General features: G+C 49.2%; 13 protein-coding genes and 5 tRNA genes. 13 read left to right on the forward strand and 5 right to left on the reverse strand.

The window, feature by feature from the left end; genetic code table 11:
* Positions 1-13: 13 nt before the first annotated feature.
* The 3 genes from TK45_RS15790 to gltX form a co-directional block, all read right to left on the reverse strand.
* Positions 14-89 (reverse strand) — tRNA-Glu (locus TK45_RS15790).
* A 46-nt stretch (positions 90-135) separates the two neighbouring features.
* Positions 136-211, reverse strand: a tRNA-Ala gene (locus tag TK45_RS15795).
* A 114-nt stretch (positions 212-325) separates the two neighbouring features.
* Positions 326-1,735, reverse strand: coding sequence for a glutamate--tRNA ligase (gene gltX, locus TK45_RS15800; protein WP_131259813.1), 1,410 nt, complete (start codon positions 1,733-1,735; stop codon positions 326-328).
* 286 nt (positions 1,736-2,021) lie between these two features.
* On the opposite strand from gltX, the gene TK45_RS15805 reads away from it, so the two are divergent.
* From TK45_RS15805 to TK45_RS15845, 9 genes are all read left to right on the forward strand, one after another.
* Positions 2,022-2,717 (forward strand): AzlC family ABC transporter permease, encoded by a 696-nt coding sequence (locus TK45_RS15805; protein WP_254426649.1) that lies wholly within the window; start codon positions 2,022-2,024, stop codon positions 2,715-2,717.
* A complete protein-coding gene (locus tag TK45_RS15810; RefSeq protein ID WP_165490810.1) occupies positions 2,710-3,024 on the forward strand; it encodes an AzlD domain-containing protein in 315 nt (104 codons plus the stop codon). The genes TK45_RS15805 and TK45_RS15810 overlap by 8 nt, the downstream gene beginning before the upstream one ends.
* A gap of 154 nt (positions 3,025-3,178) precedes the next feature.
* Positions 3,179-3,254: transfer RNA gene (locus TK45_RS15815), tRNA-Val, on the forward strand.
* A gap of 18 nt (positions 3,255-3,272) precedes the next feature.
* Positions 3,273-3,348 (forward strand) — tRNA-Val (locus TK45_RS15820).
* A 19-nt stretch (positions 3,349-3,367) separates the two neighbouring features.
* Positions 3,368-3,443, forward strand: a tRNA-Val gene (locus TK45_RS15825).
* 88 nt (positions 3,444-3,531) lie between these two features.
* Positions 3,532-5,154, forward strand: coding sequence for a tetratricopeptide repeat-containing response regulator (locus tag TK45_RS15830; protein WP_131259815.1), 1,623 nt, complete (start codon positions 3,532-3,534; stop codon positions 5,152-5,154).
* Positions 5,155-5,221: 67 nt separating this feature from the next.
* Entirely contained in the window at positions 5,222-7,009 is a 1,788-nt protein-coding gene (locus TK45_RS15835; protein ID WP_131259816.1) for an ABC transporter ATP-binding protein/permease, read from the forward strand.
* Positions 7,009-7,236 (forward strand): DUF3820 family protein, encoded by a 228-nt coding sequence (locus TK45_RS15840; protein WP_131259817.1) that lies wholly within the window; start codon positions 7,009-7,011, stop codon positions 7,234-7,236. Before TK45_RS15835 ends, TK45_RS15840 begins: the two co-directional genes overlap by 1 nt.
* Positions 7,223-7,900 carry a sterol desaturase family protein gene (locus tag TK45_RS15845; RefSeq protein WP_165490811.1) on the forward strand — a complete coding sequence of 226 codons (678 nt, stop codon included), beginning with the start codon at positions 7,223-7,225 and terminating at the stop codon, positions 7,898-7,900. The genes TK45_RS15840 and TK45_RS15845 overlap by 14 nt, the downstream gene beginning before the upstream one ends.
* On the opposite strand, the gene TK45_RS15850 is transcribed toward TK45_RS15845, so the two are convergent.
* Both TK45_RS15850 and TK45_RS15855 read right to left on the reverse strand, forming a co-directional pair.
* Positions 7,888-9,225, reverse strand: a complete 1,338-nt coding sequence (locus tag TK45_RS15850) for a sigma-54 dependent transcriptional regulator (protein ID WP_131259819.1) — start codon at positions 9,223-9,225, stop codon at positions 7,888-7,890. The two genes, TK45_RS15845 and TK45_RS15850, sit on opposite strands and share 13 nt — an antisense overlap.
* The gene (locus TK45_RS15855; protein ID WP_131259820.1) at positions 9,222-10,529 is read right to left on the reverse strand and encodes a HAMP domain-containing sensor histidine kinase; all 1,308 of its coding nucleotides are present in this window, start codon (positions 10,527-10,529) and stop codon (positions 9,222-9,224) included. The genes TK45_RS15850 and TK45_RS15855 overlap by 4 nt, the downstream gene beginning before the upstream one ends.
* Positions 10,530-10,819: 290 nt before the next feature.
* Between TK45_RS15855 and TK45_RS15860 the strand changes: the two genes are divergently transcribed.
* The 4 genes from TK45_RS15860 to TK45_RS15875 all read left to right on the forward strand — a co-directional run bounded on the left by TK45_RS15860 (position 10,820) and on the right by TK45_RS15875 (position 16,943).
* Entirely contained in the window at positions 10,820-11,335 is a 516-nt protein-coding gene (locus TK45_RS15860; RefSeq protein WP_131259821.1) for a hypothetical protein, read from the forward strand.
* Positions 11,336-11,527: 192 nt separating this feature from the next.
* Positions 11,528-12,991 carry a bifunctional UDP-sugar hydrolase/5'-nucleotidase gene (locus TK45_RS15865; RefSeq protein ID WP_131259822.1) on the forward strand — a complete coding sequence of 488 codons (1,464 nt, stop codon included), beginning with the start codon at positions 11,528-11,530 and terminating at the stop codon, positions 12,989-12,991.
* Positions 12,988-14,652, forward strand: a complete 1,665-nt coding sequence (locus TK45_RS15870) for a diguanylate cyclase (protein WP_131259823.1) — start codon at positions 12,988-12,990, stop codon at positions 14,650-14,652. Before TK45_RS15865 ends, TK45_RS15870 begins: the two co-directional genes overlap by 4 nt.
* Positions 14,653-14,741: 89 nt before the next feature.
* On the forward strand, positions 14,742-16,943 hold the full coding sequence (locus TK45_RS15875) for a S9 family peptidase (RefSeq protein WP_131259824.1): 2,202 nt from the start codon (positions 14,742-14,744) through the stop codon (positions 16,941-16,943).
* The last annotated feature ends 42 nt before the right edge of the window (positions 16,944-16,985 follow it).

Here is a 16,985-nt window from a genome sequence, read left to right on the forward strand (position 1 = left end):
TGACTTGTAAAGTTGGCGTCCCCTAGGGGATTCGAACCCCTGTTACCGCCGTGAAAGGGCGGTGTCCTAGGCCTCTAGACGAAGGGGACTAAACCTTCTCTAAATAACACTGTGCAAAGCACAATGTCAGAAACTTGGTGGAGCTAGGCGGGATCGAACCGCCGACCTCTTGCATGCCATGCAAGCGCTCTCCCAGCTGAGCTATAGCCCCAAGTTTATTCACTCTACCTGAAGCTAGGCCTTCCTGGTCGAGTGTCGCTGTTCCCTGACAGCGGGGCGCATTCTAGGCATGCCCCCCGATCATGTCAACGACTTTTTTATGGATTTATACGCTTTGCTGTCTGTTTGCTATAAAAGTGAGCGCTTTGTCGATTCTCTGTTCAACCTGCGCCTGCGAGAGCAGTGCAAGCGTCACATCCAGCGATGGAGAATTACCACCACCAGTCGTTGCAACACGCAGTGGCATACCCACTTTACCCATACCGATTTGCAGCTCATCTGCAGTGGCATTGATCGCCGCATGAATCGATTCTGCATCCCAACTCGTCAGTGCAGCCAGCTTTTGCTTGACCAGCGTCAGTGGCTCAGCAGCAACCGGACGAAGATGGCTTTTCGCTGATTTTTCTTCAAAATCTGCAAACTCTTCGTAGAAATAACGGCTTACCTCAGCCAATTCCTTCAGGGTTTTCACACGCTCAGCCTGAATCGCAATCACGCTCTCCAGCGCCGGGCCCTGGCTTAAGTCGATACCTTGCTGCTCAAAATGCCATTTGGCATGTTCCGCTACCTCACCTGCCGGCATGGTCTTGATGTAATGCTGGTTCAACCAAATCAGTTTATCCGTATTAAATGCAGAGGCCGACTGACCAATGGCATCCAGACTAAATAAGTTGATCATCTCTTCCAGACTGAAAATTTCCTGATCGCCGTGCGACCAACCTAAGCGTACTAAATAGTTCAGCAGCGCCTGGGGCAGGAAACCGTCATCGCGATACTGCATAACACTGACAGCACCATGGCGTTTAGACAGCTTTTTACCGTCATCACCCAGAATCATTGAAACGTGTGCATAATCCGGGATAGGCGCACCCAATGCTTCAAGAATATTGATCTGACGCGGGGTGTTATTGATATGGTCTTCACCACGAATCACGTGCGTGATACCCATTTCCCAGTCATCAATCACCACACAGAAGTTATAGGTCGGTGAACCGTCACTGCGCTGAATAATCAGGTCATCCAGTTCATTATTGGAAATTTCGATACGGCCACGGATATGGTCGTTAATGATGACACTGCCCTGCTCCGGGTTTTTAAAGCGCACCACAAAATCACCGTCCTGCTCTGGCGCATGGTGACGACATTTACCATCGTATTTAGGCTTTTTACCTTCAGCCATTTGCTGTTCACGCAGCGCATCCAAGCGCTCACGGGAGCAATAACATTTATATGCAGTGCCTGCTTCGAGCATTTGCTGGATGTAATCTTTATAACGGTCGAAACGCTTTGTCTGATAGTACGGGCCTTCGTCATGGTTCAGCCCCAGCCAGTTCATCCCTTCCAGAATCGCCTCGATGGCCTCCGGAGTAGAACGTTCCAAATCGGTATCTTCGATACGCAACACAAATTTGCCGCCCTGGCTTTTTGCATAGAGCCAGGAATACAGTGCCGTGCGGGCACCACCTACGTGTAAATAGCCAGTTGGGCTTGGAGCAAAGCGGGTAACTACCGTCATAATCTTTAAGAATTCAGTTAAAACACAAATCTAAGGGGGCGAATTCTATCCTAATCCCCGCAGGGTTGCTAACCCGCCGCCGCAAATTAACGTCGGATCCCGTTACTGGGACAGGTCGGCACGGAATTGCTCTTTATAGCGGCGGGACACAGGCAACACCTGACCACTTAAATTGTGCCCTGTCACCAGAGGTAAATACTTTGGTCGGCTCCAACGGTTTTTATAGTGGTTGCACACACTGGAATATGATACTTAACGGCTCTTATGTTTTTGGGGCCGGTTAACGTTGAACACAAGTATACAAGGGGCGAGGGATTCACTGCCATTGGTGCTGGCAGCCGTGCCATTTGGCATTGTTTTTGGTGCCATGGGACAGGCACAGGGGTTACCCGACTATATTGTACTGGCATTTTCTGCGCTGGTGTTTGCTGGCTCGTCACAGTTTGTCGCGATGACCCTCATCGGCACTGGCGCTTCGCCACTGATTATCATACTCACCACCTGGGTAATCAATCTGCGTCATATGTTATACGGGGTGAGTTTGATCCCTACAGTGAAACACCTGCCTTTAAAAATGCGCTTACCCATGGGCTTTTTTCTCACCGACGAAACCTTTGCCACTGTGGTGAATAAACTCAGCCAACAACCAAATCAACAGGTTGATCCTGCTTATTTCTTCGGTTCTGGCTTACTGATGTACAGCAACTGGGTAGCCTGTACTTATTTGGGCATAGTCGCGGGTCATCAATTCCCTCAACTCACCAGCTTTGGCCTGGATATCGCGATGGTTGTTGCCTTTGCGGGGATCGTGGTTGCCAACTTGCGATTGCCCAGCCATTGGGTGTGTGCCGGCGTTGCCGCCATTGCTGGCGTCCTGACTTATAGCTGGCCACATAAGACCGGCCTGTTGTTTTCTGCCATCGTGGCAATTATCGCCGGCGTGATGGCAGAAGATTATGTCGGGAGTAAACCGCATGACTGAATGGCTTATTATTGGCGGCATGGTTGCTGTCACCTTTACGCCGCGCACATTGCCCTTATTACTGGCAAATCGCCTGCGTTTGCCACCACGCTTACATCAGGCGCTGGGCTATGTTCCGGTGGCAGTGCTAACCGTGATCATTGTGCAAACCAGTTTTTATCCCGCCGGTGAGTTACAGTTGCACTGGCGCAATCCCTATTTGTGGGGACTGGTCGTTGCGTTGATTTCAGCACGATGTCAGCCACGTTTATTGCTTACTGTGCTATTAGGAATGTGCAGTTATGCGCTGGCGAAATGGTTGATGTAGCCCTGAAACGCACAAAGTTTCGCCGAACAATCGGTCAAATGCTCATAGTTTGCGCACTTGAACAAAATGCCTGAGTTTTTGTGTTGACAGCTTTAAAAGCAAACCTATAATAGCGCCCCACTTACAGCGCAACAGCGAAGTAAGCCGAAAGAACGGATGGTTAGCTCAGTTGGGAGAGCACCGCCCTTACAAGGCGGGGGTCACTGGTTCAAGCCCAGTACCATCCACCACTTCTTTCATCTCAGGACGGATGGTTAGCTCAGTTGGGAGAGCACCGCCCTTACAAGGCGGGGGTCACTGGTTCAAGCCCAGTACCATCCACCACTTCCTGAACATCTTTTATGGATGGTTAGCTCAGTTGGGAGAGCACCGCCCTTACAAGGCGGGGGTCACTGGTTCAAGCCCAGTACCATCCACCACTTTCTGCATAAATTTTCTGATTTCACTTACCTAATTCCGCTTGTGTACGATAACCTAACCATTATTCGCAGCAACGCATCAGGATTCATGGGTAAGGATTTTGCCAAGCATATCAATGCACTGATTATCGACGATCAGGTCCTCGTTCAGGGTTACCTTAAATTTTCCCTGCAGGAGCTGGGGTTCGAGCGCATCACCTATGCCGACCAAACCGATAAAGCGATTGAACAAATTCGTACCCATGAATTCGACCTTATCCTCTGTTCTTATGATTTAAAGAAAGAGCAGGAAGGATTGCATCTATATCAACGCTTAATTGAGCACCGCCTGCTCTCCCCCGCAACCGCCTTTGTTTTTATCAGTGCCGATACATCCGCAGAACTGGTACACAGTATTGTTGAATTGCAGCCGGATGATTTTCTGGTCAAGCCCTTTACTGTCAAGCAGTTGGAAAAACGACTGCGCAAGGTACTCAGCCACAAGCGAGCACTACGCGATATTTACAAGTTGATCGAGCTGGATGAATACGACAAAGCGCTGGCACAAACCGAAGCGTTTCTGACCGAGCCAGCCCATGCAGAGCATTATCCTGCTGCGCTGCGCCTCAAAGGCGAGTTACTGATCCACTGCGAACGATTTGAAGATGCCCGCGACTTTTATCAGGCGATTCTCAATATTCAGAACTTTGCCTGGGCACAACTGGGCCTGATTGAGGCACTGCTTAAGCTAGGTCAGGAAGACGAAGCGGAAAAACGCCTGCTGCGTCTGGCATTAAAACCCGACGCACAATTACGCGCCTTCGACATGCTGGCAGATATCAAAATCAAACAGGAAGATTTTGATATGGCATTAGAAAGTACCCTGCTGGCCAGTGAAATATCGCCACGTAATCTGCAGCGCCATCATAAGGCGATGAATTTGTCCCGCCTCACCCATGATTACGCTACCCAATTCGATGTGGCGAAAAAAATCGTACGTTATGCCCGTCACTCGGTACATGACGAACCGGAAATGTATCTGAATGTGGCACGCGCTGGTGTTGACTACGCCATGGCTTCCGACGATGAGCAAACCACCGTGCTGCTGGCGCAGTCGACCGATTATTTACGCCGTTTCCGTAAGCAGTTCCCCAAAGTGCATATGGATGATCAAATCAATGTGATCAGTGCACGCATTCTGTATTTGCAGAATGAAAAAGACAAAGCCAAGGCGCTGATCGAACAAATCAATGATGACGCCCTGCACACCGACAGCATGGATACCTTGTTGGATAAGGCCAAAGCCTTTCATGAACTGGGCATGTTTGAAAAGTCTCTGCATGTGATGAACGAAATCGAAAACCGCGCGCAGAGCCAGCCGGAAGAAGGGCAAATTTTTCTGCGCTACATCCAACAGGAAAAATCCGAGCGCGAGTCGATTCGACAAACACCCAAAGCACTCAACAACTCTGCGGTGTCCTTCTATCAGCGAGGCGAGTTGGATAAAGCCCTTAGTGCATTTCGTCAGGCGTTTCGTATTATGCCGAAAAGCCCATCCATTGCCCTTAACCTACTGCAAACCATTGTGGTAAAAGGCAAAGAGAGTGCTGTCACGGGCAATGCCCGCGAGGTGATGGAACGCTGCATTTATACCATCGAAAACAGTGACCTGAACGACGAGCAAACCGAGCGCTACAACCGTATTCGCGGCTATTTGCAGGAATTACTCTAAGCTTTTTTTGCGCTAGTTGGGTAAAACTCAGTACCATAGCCCCACTCTTTCATTCTTGTCTGCCTTCATGCGCCCATCATCTTATTCAGCTGGCCACGATGCCCCTGCAAACTGGTCCATGCTTCGACGCCTATGGCCGTTTTTACTGGAATATAAATCCCGCGTTGTACTGGCGTTACTGTGTTTAATAGGCGCCAAGGTAGCCAGTGTCTACCTGCCATTTATCCTCAAGTATGTGGTGGATGATCTCAATGGTCGCGGTGTACAGGCAGAACTGAGTTTGGTTCCGCTGGCGTTGATTCTGGCCTATGGCGCAACCCGCTTAGCCAATGTCCTGTTTGGTGAACTGCGTGACACTCTGTTTGGCCGCGTTACCGAGCGGGCGATGCGGCGTGTGGGCCTCAAAGTATTTCAGCATTTGCATGCACTGGAGCTGGATTTTCATCTAAGTCGACAAACTGGCGGACTCAGTCGGGACATAGAGCGCGGCACCAGTGGCATCAGCTTTTTAATGCGTTTCATGGTGTTCAATATCGTGCCGACCCTGCTGGAAATTGCCATGGTCGCCTTTTTGCTATCGATAAACTACGGCATTCTGTTTGCCCTCATTGTGCTGGTCAGTGTCGTGCTTTATGTGTTTTTTTCAGTCAAAGCCACGCACTGGCGCACCCAGTATGTGCGCGAGATGAATCAAGCCGACTCCAGCAGTAATACCCGCGCCATCGACAGCCTGCTGAATTTCGAAACGGTCAAATATTTCAACAATGAGCAGTATGAGGCCGACCTTTACGATCAATCGCTGGCCCGCTGGGAGCTAGCCCGGCGCAAAAATCGCCTCAGTTTATTTGCCTTGAACGGCGGTCAGGCGCTGATTATCGCGCTGTCGATGACGAGTATGATGGGCCTTGCCGCCTGGCAGGTCTCACTAGGAAAAATGACCATTGGTGATTTTGTGCTGATCAATGCCTTCACTATGCAGGTATTTATGCCATTGAATTTTCTTGGCTTTGTTTACCGGGAAATGCGCAGTGCCATGGCCAATATCGAAAACCTGTTTAACCTAATGGATCAGGCACCGAAGGTGGTAGACGCACCGGCCGCAGCAGAACTTAAGGTAACCAACGGCGAAATTGTTCTGCGCAATCTTAATTTCGCTTATCACCCGGAACGCCCTATTTTACGTGAGATTAACGTCACCATTGGTGCTGGCCAAAAAGTCGCGGTGGTAGGCAGTAGTGGTGCGGGTAAATCTACCCTGATGAAGCTGCTTTTACGCTTTTATGATCCCACCAGCGGGACGATTGAAATTGACGGCCAACACATTCACGACGTCACACAGCAAAGTCTGCGCTGCGCGATTGCGGTCGTGCCGCAAGATACCGTACTGTTTAACGATACGCTGTATAACAACATCCACTATGGCCGGCCGGATGCTCCCGATGCTGACGTAGAACGCGCCATCGATTTAGCGCACTTGCGCGACTTTATCAGCGGTTTACCCAAAGGCCCGGATACCTTGGTTGGCGAACGAGGCTTGAAGCTATCTGGCGGTGAAAAGCAACGGGTCGCGATCGCCCGCGCTATTCTTAAAGGCTCACCCATTCTGTTATTTGACGAAGCGACGTCTTCACTGGATAGCCAATCGGAGCAAGCCATTCTGGCCGCAATGCGCAGCCTGAGTGCTAATCACACCAGCGTGATCATCGCACACCGTTTATCCACCATTGTGGATGCCGATACGATACTGGTGCTCGACAAAGGGGAATTAGTTGAACAAGGTACACACACGCAGCTACTTAACCAGCAAGGGCGGTATGCAGAGCTTTGGCGCGCCCAGCAACGGGAGCAGGCGTGATGGATCAGCAAGCATTGGTTGAAGCGATTAATACCAGGATGCCATTTGGTAAATATGCCGGACGTAAGTTACTGCAATTACCTGAGCCTTATTTAGTTTGGTTTCATCAGCAGGGCTTTCCGGCGGGGAAATTAGGCCAGCAACTGGCATTGATGCATGAAATTAAGCTAAACGGTTTGGAAAGCATGCTTGAACCGCTATTGAGAAATGACAATGGACGCGACTAACGCCAGTCAGCGTATGGCATTACAGTTTCGCCAGCGCTACCGCAGCGCGATGAACCCTGATTACGTGCCTTATCTGCACGCAGGGTTTGTGTTTAGTTTTGGACTTGGCATCATGTTGTTTAGCGCCACACAGTTGGAATTATCCCAGCCACTGGGCTGGTTGATACTGCTATTGGCATTATTGGTCGGCAATTTTGGCGAATACGCGATTCATCGCTGGTTAGGTCATAACAAACTAGGCAATGGCGGTTTGTTTTATGACCGCCATACTGGTGACCATCATCACTTTTTTGTGGACAGCCTGATGACCTGTGATTCTGCAAGGGACTGGCGGGTATTATTTTTCCCGCCCTGGTTAATCGTGCTGGTGGTTATTACTATTGCGCTGCCCGGTCAGTGGCTGATAAATCAGTTCAGTGAACTGACTTTGGGCGCATTTTGGTCAGTGGGCATTGTGTTTACTTATCTGTTTTATGAAATCATGCACTTCAGCTACCACCTGCCTACAGGCCACTGGAGTGAGAGTATTCCCGGCTATCTGACATTGAAACAGCGCCATATTCGCCATCACAATCTGGCGCTGATGCATCACGCAAATTTCAATATAACCTTACCCCTGTTTGATGCCCTGCTTAGCAGTAGCGATCCCCATCAGACCAACTGATATTTTTCCAGGCGGTATAAAAAGGTTTTATAACTCATGCGCAGGAACGCCGCGGCTCGGGTACGGTTATTATTGTGTCTGGCCAGTGCTTCGGCTAAACAGTGTTTTTCCAGCGCATCCCAGTCGATGCCCTGCGCTGGCAAACTAAATGGAAGTGCGCTGCTACTGCCCTGCAATCCACTTATCAGTTCCTGATCGTCCTGTAACAACACAAACCGTTCAATTTTATTGCCCAACTCACGCACGTTGCCGGGCCAGTTATAATCCAGCGCCGCGCGCATAGCAGCCTGACTAAGCGTTGGCATCGCTACACCGTGACGTTTCGCGTGCAGCTTGCAGAAATAATCAATAAGGGTGGGAATATCTTCCCCACGTTCACGTAACGGTGGCATTCTCAGCGGCACGACATTGAGACGATAATATAAATCCTCACGAAAACGCCCATCACTGACTGCCTGCGCCAAATCCTGATGGCTGGCAGCAATTACCCGCACGTCCAGTGGGATTTCGCTGTGTCCGCCCAACCTGACCACGCTATTTTCCTGTAACACCCGCAATAACCGGGACTGCATAGCAGGTGATAATTCGGCAATTTCATCCAAAAACAGCGTGCCGCCCTGCGCTGCCTCAAATTTACCGACACGACGTTGCTCGGCACCGGTATAGGCGCCTTTCTCCGCACCAAACAGCTCAGCCTCCGCCAGCGTCTCCGGAATAGCACCGCAATTGACCGCGACGAAGGGGCCATGACTGCGGGATGAATGCTGATGTAACGCTCGCGCGGCCAGTTCTTTACCCGTGCCACTTTCACCGCTGATCAACACCGTTGCGCGGGTATCCGACACGCGCTGAATCCGCTCAAACACATTCTGCATGCAGGGCGCATCACCAACCATACCAACCAGCGCGGTTCGGTTTGCTAACTGTTGATTAAGGGATTGATTTTGTTCGCGCAATTTTGCGCAATTCAGCGCTTTTTGCAGGGCAAGCAACAATGCCTGACGTTGAAATGGCTTGCTCAGATAATCATCGGCACCTTCCTGCACAGCCTGCACCGCATGGGCGATAGTACCGTATGCCGTTACCATCACAAATCCCATGACAGGTTGATTTCGCCGCACGTAACGCAGCAGTTCGAGACCACTCAAACTACCCAGCTTCCAGTCCGATAGAATGGCCTGAAATGCCTGTTGTTTGATCTGCACAATGGCCGCTTCGACTGAATCCGCACTGACAACCTGATAGCCTTCCTGTTGCAGAATACTGACCACCAACTCTCGCTGCTGGACGTCATCTTCTACCACTAGCACACGATTTTCTGTCATAGCGGCCTCGTTAACGGCAATACCAAGGTTGCACAACAACCATCATCCGTGTTGTGCAAGGTTAACTCTCCCTGATAAAACAAACTGACAATGCGTTTGGCTATGTAAAGCCCCATGCCGGCACCTTCCGGCTTGGATGACACGTGCGGTTCAAATAATTTCGCCTGAATGTCCGGTTTCACACCGCCGCCATGATCAATCACCATGATACTCACCTGATCATCACGTTGTTGTGCCTGAATCAGAATTTGCCCTCCATCAGCACTTACCTCCCAGGCGTTGACGACCAGCGTGTGCAAGACCGTACGCAGTTCCGCTGCATCGCCCTGCATAACAACACCCTCGGTCCCATGCACAGCCAGTGAAACCTTTTTCGGATAAGCCAATAACTCTAGCGCCAAATCATCTGTCAGAGATTTCAGCGCGACTTGCTCATGCCTGTCACTGTGCCCCGGATTGATAGATAGCAGAGCAGCAATTTGTTGATCTATAGCCTGAATCCTTGACAGCACAGTCGCCTTCAACGCCTCTTGTTGAGCAATGTCACATTCGCCACTGGCCAACCGTTCAATACTGAGCCCAATCACATGTAACGGACTGCGCAGTGCGTGAGCCATACCGCGGGAGATCTCTCCAACCTCGGCCAAATGTGCCTGCGCCTGTAAACTTTGCGTTTCTTTAGTCAACTGCGTGAGCCGCTCTGTGGTGTGGTTAAAGCGATGCATCAGTTCGCGCATTTCAGCCACACCGCTGGGGGTCACCTGCACCCCCAGGTTGCCGTCTCCTAATTGTGCAAATCCCTGACTCAAATCTTTGAATGGCCGGTGAAAACGATGGGCACTCCAAAATGCAATGCCCAGTGCCACCAGTGCCGATAACCCAATTGTCCAGATGACGCGAGATAACAATTGCGCTCGTTGAGCATTTTGATCTGTGCTGAACCAACTGAAACTGTCATCTGCCTCAATAAAATGATTGTCCAGTTGCTGATCGACATTTTGCTGCAGTTTTTCCACCAGACGATGGACTTTCATCGGTTCCGCACCGGCGCTGCTGCGGGTCAGATTCACCGTCACTGCCTCACCACCGGCACCGCTAAATTCGTAGCGACTGACACTTACCCCCTGCTCACTATTAATATTACTGATGGCCACATTCAGTACCTGCTGGGATAACATCCGCGCATTGTCCGCCACCTGCTGCTGATATTGCGCTTCGTTTAACCACAATAAGGCCAGTTGCACCGCACTGAACAACGCAATCAAGCCGGCAAACAAAGCAAATAAATAGGTACGTAAAGACATAATATTGTTACCGCATGGGAGTCTGCGTCCAGTATACGCCTATCCTTCTTTTCAGCAAAAAACCATATATTTCAGAATGTTATGCGTTATTTTCAGGTTCTGCCTGCTTGTGCGAATTTGCTGATTTCCTGATATGAGGAAATTTTATTGCTGATTTGCGCACTTTGTTATCCACAATCATCCAAGCAAACAATCTAACTATCTGATATAAATAGACTTATTGAGTTGGCACGTTAATCGCTATATGGAGTTGGTTAATTCCAAACCCACAAATCATTGCGGAGATAATAATGATGAAAATGAAATTACTGGCTACCTCACTGGCAACCCTGTTAAGCCTCAGCGCAGCGGCGCAGGATAAGGTTGAACAACAACTGGATATTCGTATTGTCGGCGATGAAGTAACGCTTGATGCGACCGAAAATGAACAGGTTTATACCGTTAAATTAGACGCCAGTCGCCTGGATGATGAAGACTACCTGCAACAGTCGCTGGCGGAGGTCCCTGAACGCTTGCGCGTTAATATTGTGTCGTCACTGCAGGGAATTCACGGTGTTAAAGGCCATACCATGACCTGGGTTAGTGGCGGTGATGATGAGCAAGTACATGAGCAAAAAAATGTGTTTGTGATAAAAACCGACAAGCAAGATGGTGAAGACATGCAATTTACCACCAGTAAGAACGTGGTGATTAAAATGGATCACGGCAAAGGCTCGGTGGATGTGATCAAAACCCTGATTGAAAAAGGGCAATTTTCCAGTGACGAACTGGCAGAGCTACAAGCCGCACTGGACGCTAAACACTAAAATTGCGTGGGCTCAGCCCACGCCTCCTACGACCAGCGCTAAAACGTTTAACATTCAATTGTTTATATTGTAAAACCTCGTTATTCTGGCAAACAGTATTGCGTTATCAGGCATTTCCTGAAGACACATAGTCCGGAGGGCGCGGTTATTTTCAGGCAACTTCGCAACCTATCTCTATCTGCCGCGTTATTGGTGTGGAGCAGCGTTTCTGCCGCCAATACGGATCTGACGATTGTTTTTGCCGCGGATATGACCCAAGTCGGCGATTCTCAATCTGGTAGCTACGCACAACTGGCCACACTGTTACAAAGCCAACGCCAGCGTAAAACGCCCACGTTTTTTTTCTTCGGCGGCGGTAGCCTCGGCCCCAGTTCATTTTCCTCACTGGATCGCGGTGCACACATCATCGATCTGCTCAATAGCTTAGAGCCCGATGTGATGGCACTGACAAAACGCGAGTTTAGCTATTTCGAAGACGAACTCAGTTTGCGTGCCTATGAAGCGGCGTTTCCGATGGTCTCTGCTAATTTATTCGACCCGCTTATTCAAAGTTCACTGGATGGGGTAAATCGCTATGCCGTGATTTCGCGCGCAGGCAAGCGAATTGGTGTCACATCGGTTATTTCTCCCGATGTGAAAACCGAATACGCGTTAAAGCGTTTAGATATTTTAGCCCCGGAACAGGCTTTGCTTCGCCAGATTCAGACACTGAAAGCGGCAAAATGCGATGTTATCGTGGTGTTATATGACGCCTATTACGATTTTATCGAGCCGATGCTACAGCAAGGCATCATCGATTTAGCCATTCGTAAAGACGAACACTATGTGCTGAATGAAAACAATCTACCGCCTGAACACCCGAATAATATTGTATTAGTTGGAGCATCGGATGCAGTCGTAATTGACGTCACATTAGCGTCGCAATCTGACCAACAGCCAACGTTTGCTATCAATACCATTGAAATCAATACATTGAGTCCGCAGGCAGATATCCAACTGCAGGAAACAGAATACCTGCATCGACTGAATAAACTAATGAATGTAGTGCTGGGTAAAACCGCTACGGATTTAGATATGCATCGCTTGATCATCCGTGAGCGCGAAGCAGTGATTGGAAACTTTATTGCCGATGTGATTCGCCAGTACAGCAATGCAGATATTGCCTTTATTAACAGTGGTAATATTCGCAGTGATAGTCTTTTACCGGCAGGCTCAGTGATACGTCGTCAGGATATTGCCAATATTCTGCCCTATCGAAACAATGTGGTGAAACTACAGATCACGGGTTCGATTTTATATGAGGCGATGGAAAACAGCGTCAGTCAGCTGGAATATTCCAATGGCCGTTTTCTGCAGATCTCAGGTTTCAGTGTGGAATTTGATAGTCAGGCTCCCGCCGGAAAACGAGTTAAACAAATTTTTGTTAATGGCATGCCTCTCACCAAAGACAAGATTTTAACCGCTGCAACATCGGATTATATGGCAAATGGTGGTGATGGCTACAGTACACTCGATGGAGCCCCACGGCTCAAATACGATAATTATCAGCAGGTTCAGTTGTCTAAATTAATCGCTGACGAAATCCGCAAAGTGGGCGTCATTGCGCCGGCAATTGAAGGTCGTCTGGTTGATGTCTACCGGAAACCAACGTCATGACGTCCCTTAGCACACAAACGTCTCGATTTTGGCATCTGTCCGTTGGGCGGCTTTTCGCTTTGCTATTAATTGGTTTATTCGCGTTTTTCCTTATCAGTGGTGCATTTATGTATCGCCAACTGGTGGCTATGGAACGGGTGCTGGCTGATATTTCCAAAGATGGCGTACCAGCTATGATCGATGCCAGCCAAACGTTTAGCCAGGCGAATCTGCTACTCAATTCCATCCAGGAATTAACCATGGCCTCAACTTCCGCCGCGCAGCGGATTGCGTTGAGCGAAGTAGAGAAAAAACTCAATCAAATGCTGCAAACCCATCCCACCATGCAGGCCAGTGTTTATGACGAGCAAATCAGGTTAATACGGGAAGAGTTGGACTCGTTAAATGTGTTAATTGCCCAGAAACTGGCCATTTTGAACCAAATTCAGACACAAAAAACCGCCCTGTTCGTCTTGCTGTCTGACATGCAGCGAATCAGTCAGCAAGATAGTGCAAAACTGCAATCCTGGGCGACTCAGGTTGCCGCCATCGTCGCGCAAACCACCGAGAGTATGAGCGAAGGACGCCTATACCTGCTGCGGGATAAGCGCCAGTTACTGGCTAACCAAATCAATCAATTATCCGAAGTAACGACCAGCCTGCCGGCGTCTAGCAAAAACCAGGTTGAGGCACTGAATGAATCACTGAACAAATTGGTTACTGGTGAGAATGGTCTGTTTAAGCTCAAAGCAGAGCAACTACGGGTAAATGGACGCGCAATTGGCCGTGGCCACTTTGTCACGAACATGGTGGAAGACTTCAGCCGTGATGCAGAAGCCGCCGCTGTTCGAATAAACCAACGCGCTATTGGTGAAGTCGCTGAGTTGACCGCTACAGTAAACCGCCAATCGAAAACCTTTATCGTCATCGCCTTCTTAACCGGCCTGCTGTTGTTGCTGTCAATGAACGTGGTGCGTAAACGAATTATCCATCGTCTGGTGTTGTTAAACCGCGCGATCAAGCAATATGTGCCGGGCGAAGCCGACTTGATAGATGATGACCGTCAGGATGAAATTGGCGAATTGGTGCGCTCGTTCCGTCAGTTTGCCAATACACTGGAAATCCAGCAGGAAAAACTCAAAAACCTGTCGCTGACTGATGAGTTGACTAACATTGCCAATCGTCGTCATTTTGAGAAACGCCTGGAGCATGAGTTACGACTGGCACAACGGCATCAATGGCCTTTGTCATTGCTTATCATAGATGTGGATTATTTTAAGGCGTACAACGATTTCTATGGCCACAGTGAGGGAGATACCTGCCTGAAAACCGTGGCGGCGATTATCAGCAAGGCGATTCGTCGTGAGGTCGACCTGGCAGCTCGCTTTGGCGGTGAAGAATTTGTCTGTATTCTGCCAAGCACAGACAAATCAGGCGCCATGGCCATATCCCACCAGTTACATGCCTTGTTGTATCAGGCCAATCTGCCTCACCATAAAAATCTGGTCTCAGACCGGGTAACCTGGAGTATCGGCGTTGCTACCAGCTCCCCGCAGGAACCATTTGATCGAGATACGCTCATCCTGCATGCAGATACTGCGCTGTACCATTCCAAGCAATCTGGTCGCAACACTACCACCCATCATGACCAGATCGATCCGGCCAGGAAGTCGCATAGCTGACATTTTCGCCGCTTAAACGGCACAGCGATTGAGCTTTTTCACGCCTTCTGGCAAGGTGTCGGCGAATTTCATTTCTGGTAATAACGATTATGAAGAAACTTCTGTGCCTGACGGCTTTGGCCGCAAGCGCGCAACTGAGCGCCGAGACTCTCAGCATTGAACGCATTTTTGAATCCCCATCATTGTCTGGTGCGGCTCCGCAAAGTCTGAAAATTTCCCCTGATGGTAAACACATAACGTTTCTGCGCGGCAAGCAAACAGATTACAACCGATTAGATCTGTGGGAATACAATGTCAGCAATGGGCAAACTCAGCTGCTGTTTGACTCCGATACGCTCAGTAGCGGTCCGGAAGTACTGTCTGATGAAGAAAAGGCCCGCCGTGAACGCTTGCGTTTAAGCGGTAGCGGGATTGTCAGTTACAGCTGGTCAGCAGATAGCCAGGCGCTGTTGTTTCCCCTTGCTGGCGATGTGTATTACTACCAACTGGAACAAAAAAAGCTGCAGAAACTGCTGGATACGCCAGAGTTTGAAACAGATATTAAATTATCACCAAAGGGAAATTACATTTCCTATATTCGTGAGCAGAATCTTTACGTTAAAGACATTGCCACGGGTAAAGAACGCGCGATCACGACCAAAGGTGGCGGCAATATTAAATACGGTATGGCAGAGTTTGTCGTACAGGAAGAATTTGACCGCATGACGGGTTACTGGTGGTCACCGGATGAGTCTTATATCGCCTTTACTAAAGTCGACGAGACGCCGGTCGATGAAGTGACCCGCAGCGAAATTTACGCCGACCGTATCGATATCATCAAACAAAAATATCCCGCCGCTGGCACCAATAACGTACTGATTGACATTGCGGTGGTGGATTTAGCAACGGACAACATCCGCTGGGTAGATCTGGGCAAAGACAAAGATATTTATATCCCGCGCGTCAAATGGATGGATAACAATCATCTGACCTATCAGTGGCTGAGCCGCGATCAACAAACTCTGCAATTGCGCAACGTCGCTATGGCGGATATGCAGCAACAAGTGCTGATTGAAGAAAAAGCCAATACCTGGGTGAATGTGCAGGACGAATTACATTTTTTACGTAAAGCGCCGCAATTTATCTGGGCGTCCGAGCGGGACGGCTTTAAGCATCTTTACCTGTATAACAATGACGGTTCACTGGTGAAGCAACTGACTCAGGGTGACTGGGTGGTCGATAGTCTCCAGGCAGTGGATGAAAACAATCAGCGTATTTACTTTACCGGCCGTGCAGATACCGTGCTGGAAAGCCATCTGTATGCATTAGATTTAACCACAGGTGCACAAACCCGTCTGACCCAGCGCGATGGATTCCATAGCATTGAATTTGGCAAAGACGCCAGCGTGTATATTGATAGTTCTTCCACCATTAATAGCCCCACTCAGGTTTCCTTGCATAAGGCTGATGGCACCCAACTGACCTGGTTGGCAGAGAACGCAGTGGATGATAATCACCCGCTCGCCCCGTATCAGCAACAGTGGGTGAAACCGACCTTTGGCAGCATTAAAAATGATCAGGGTGTCGACCTCTACTATCGCCTTTACACCCCGAAAAAACTGGAAGGAAAACATCCGGTTATCGTATTTGTTTACGGCGGCCCCCATGCTCAGGTGGTACAGAATCGCTGGTATGGCAATCGCGGTCTGTTATTCCAATATTGGGTGAATAAAGGCTATGTAGTCTTCTCACTGGACAATCGGGGCTCAAATTACCGGGGGACCGCGTTTGAAAACCCGATTTATCAGAATATGGGCTCACCGGAAGTAGAAGACCAGGTAACCGGGGTAAAATTCCTACGTAGTCTGGATTTTGTCGACCCTGAACGCATCGGCGTCTATGGCCATAGCTATGGTGGCTATATGGCACTTATGAGCATGTTTAAAGCCGGAGATTACTTCCAGGCGGGCGTATCTGGTGCACCAGTAACTGACTGGGCGCTATATGACACCGCCTATACGGAACGCTATATGGGTCACCCAGCTAAGGTAGGTAACGCTTATGAAATGAGTAGCGTATTCCCTTATGCCAAAGATCTGAAAGGGAAGCTTTTTATCTATCACGGCATGGCTGACGACAATGTGCTGTTTAAAAACAGTACGCGTCTTTATAAGCATCTGCAGGATATGGCTATCCCTTATGAGATGATGGATTACCCGGGTAAAAAGCATAGCTTGCGTGGCAAACAAACCGGTATTCATATGTATAAAACCATCACCAGCTTCTTTGATCGCCATTTCGGCATGCAATAATCAAACGCGTGATATGAATCAAAAAGGAGCCGTGTGGCTCCT

The sequence above is a fragment of the Bowmanella sp. JS7-9 genome (assembly GCF_004329715.1).
In the GTDB taxonomy this organism is placed as follows: Bacteria; Pseudomonadota; Gammaproteobacteria; order Enterobacterales; family Alteromonadaceae; genus Pseudobowmanella; species Pseudobowmanella zhangzhouensis.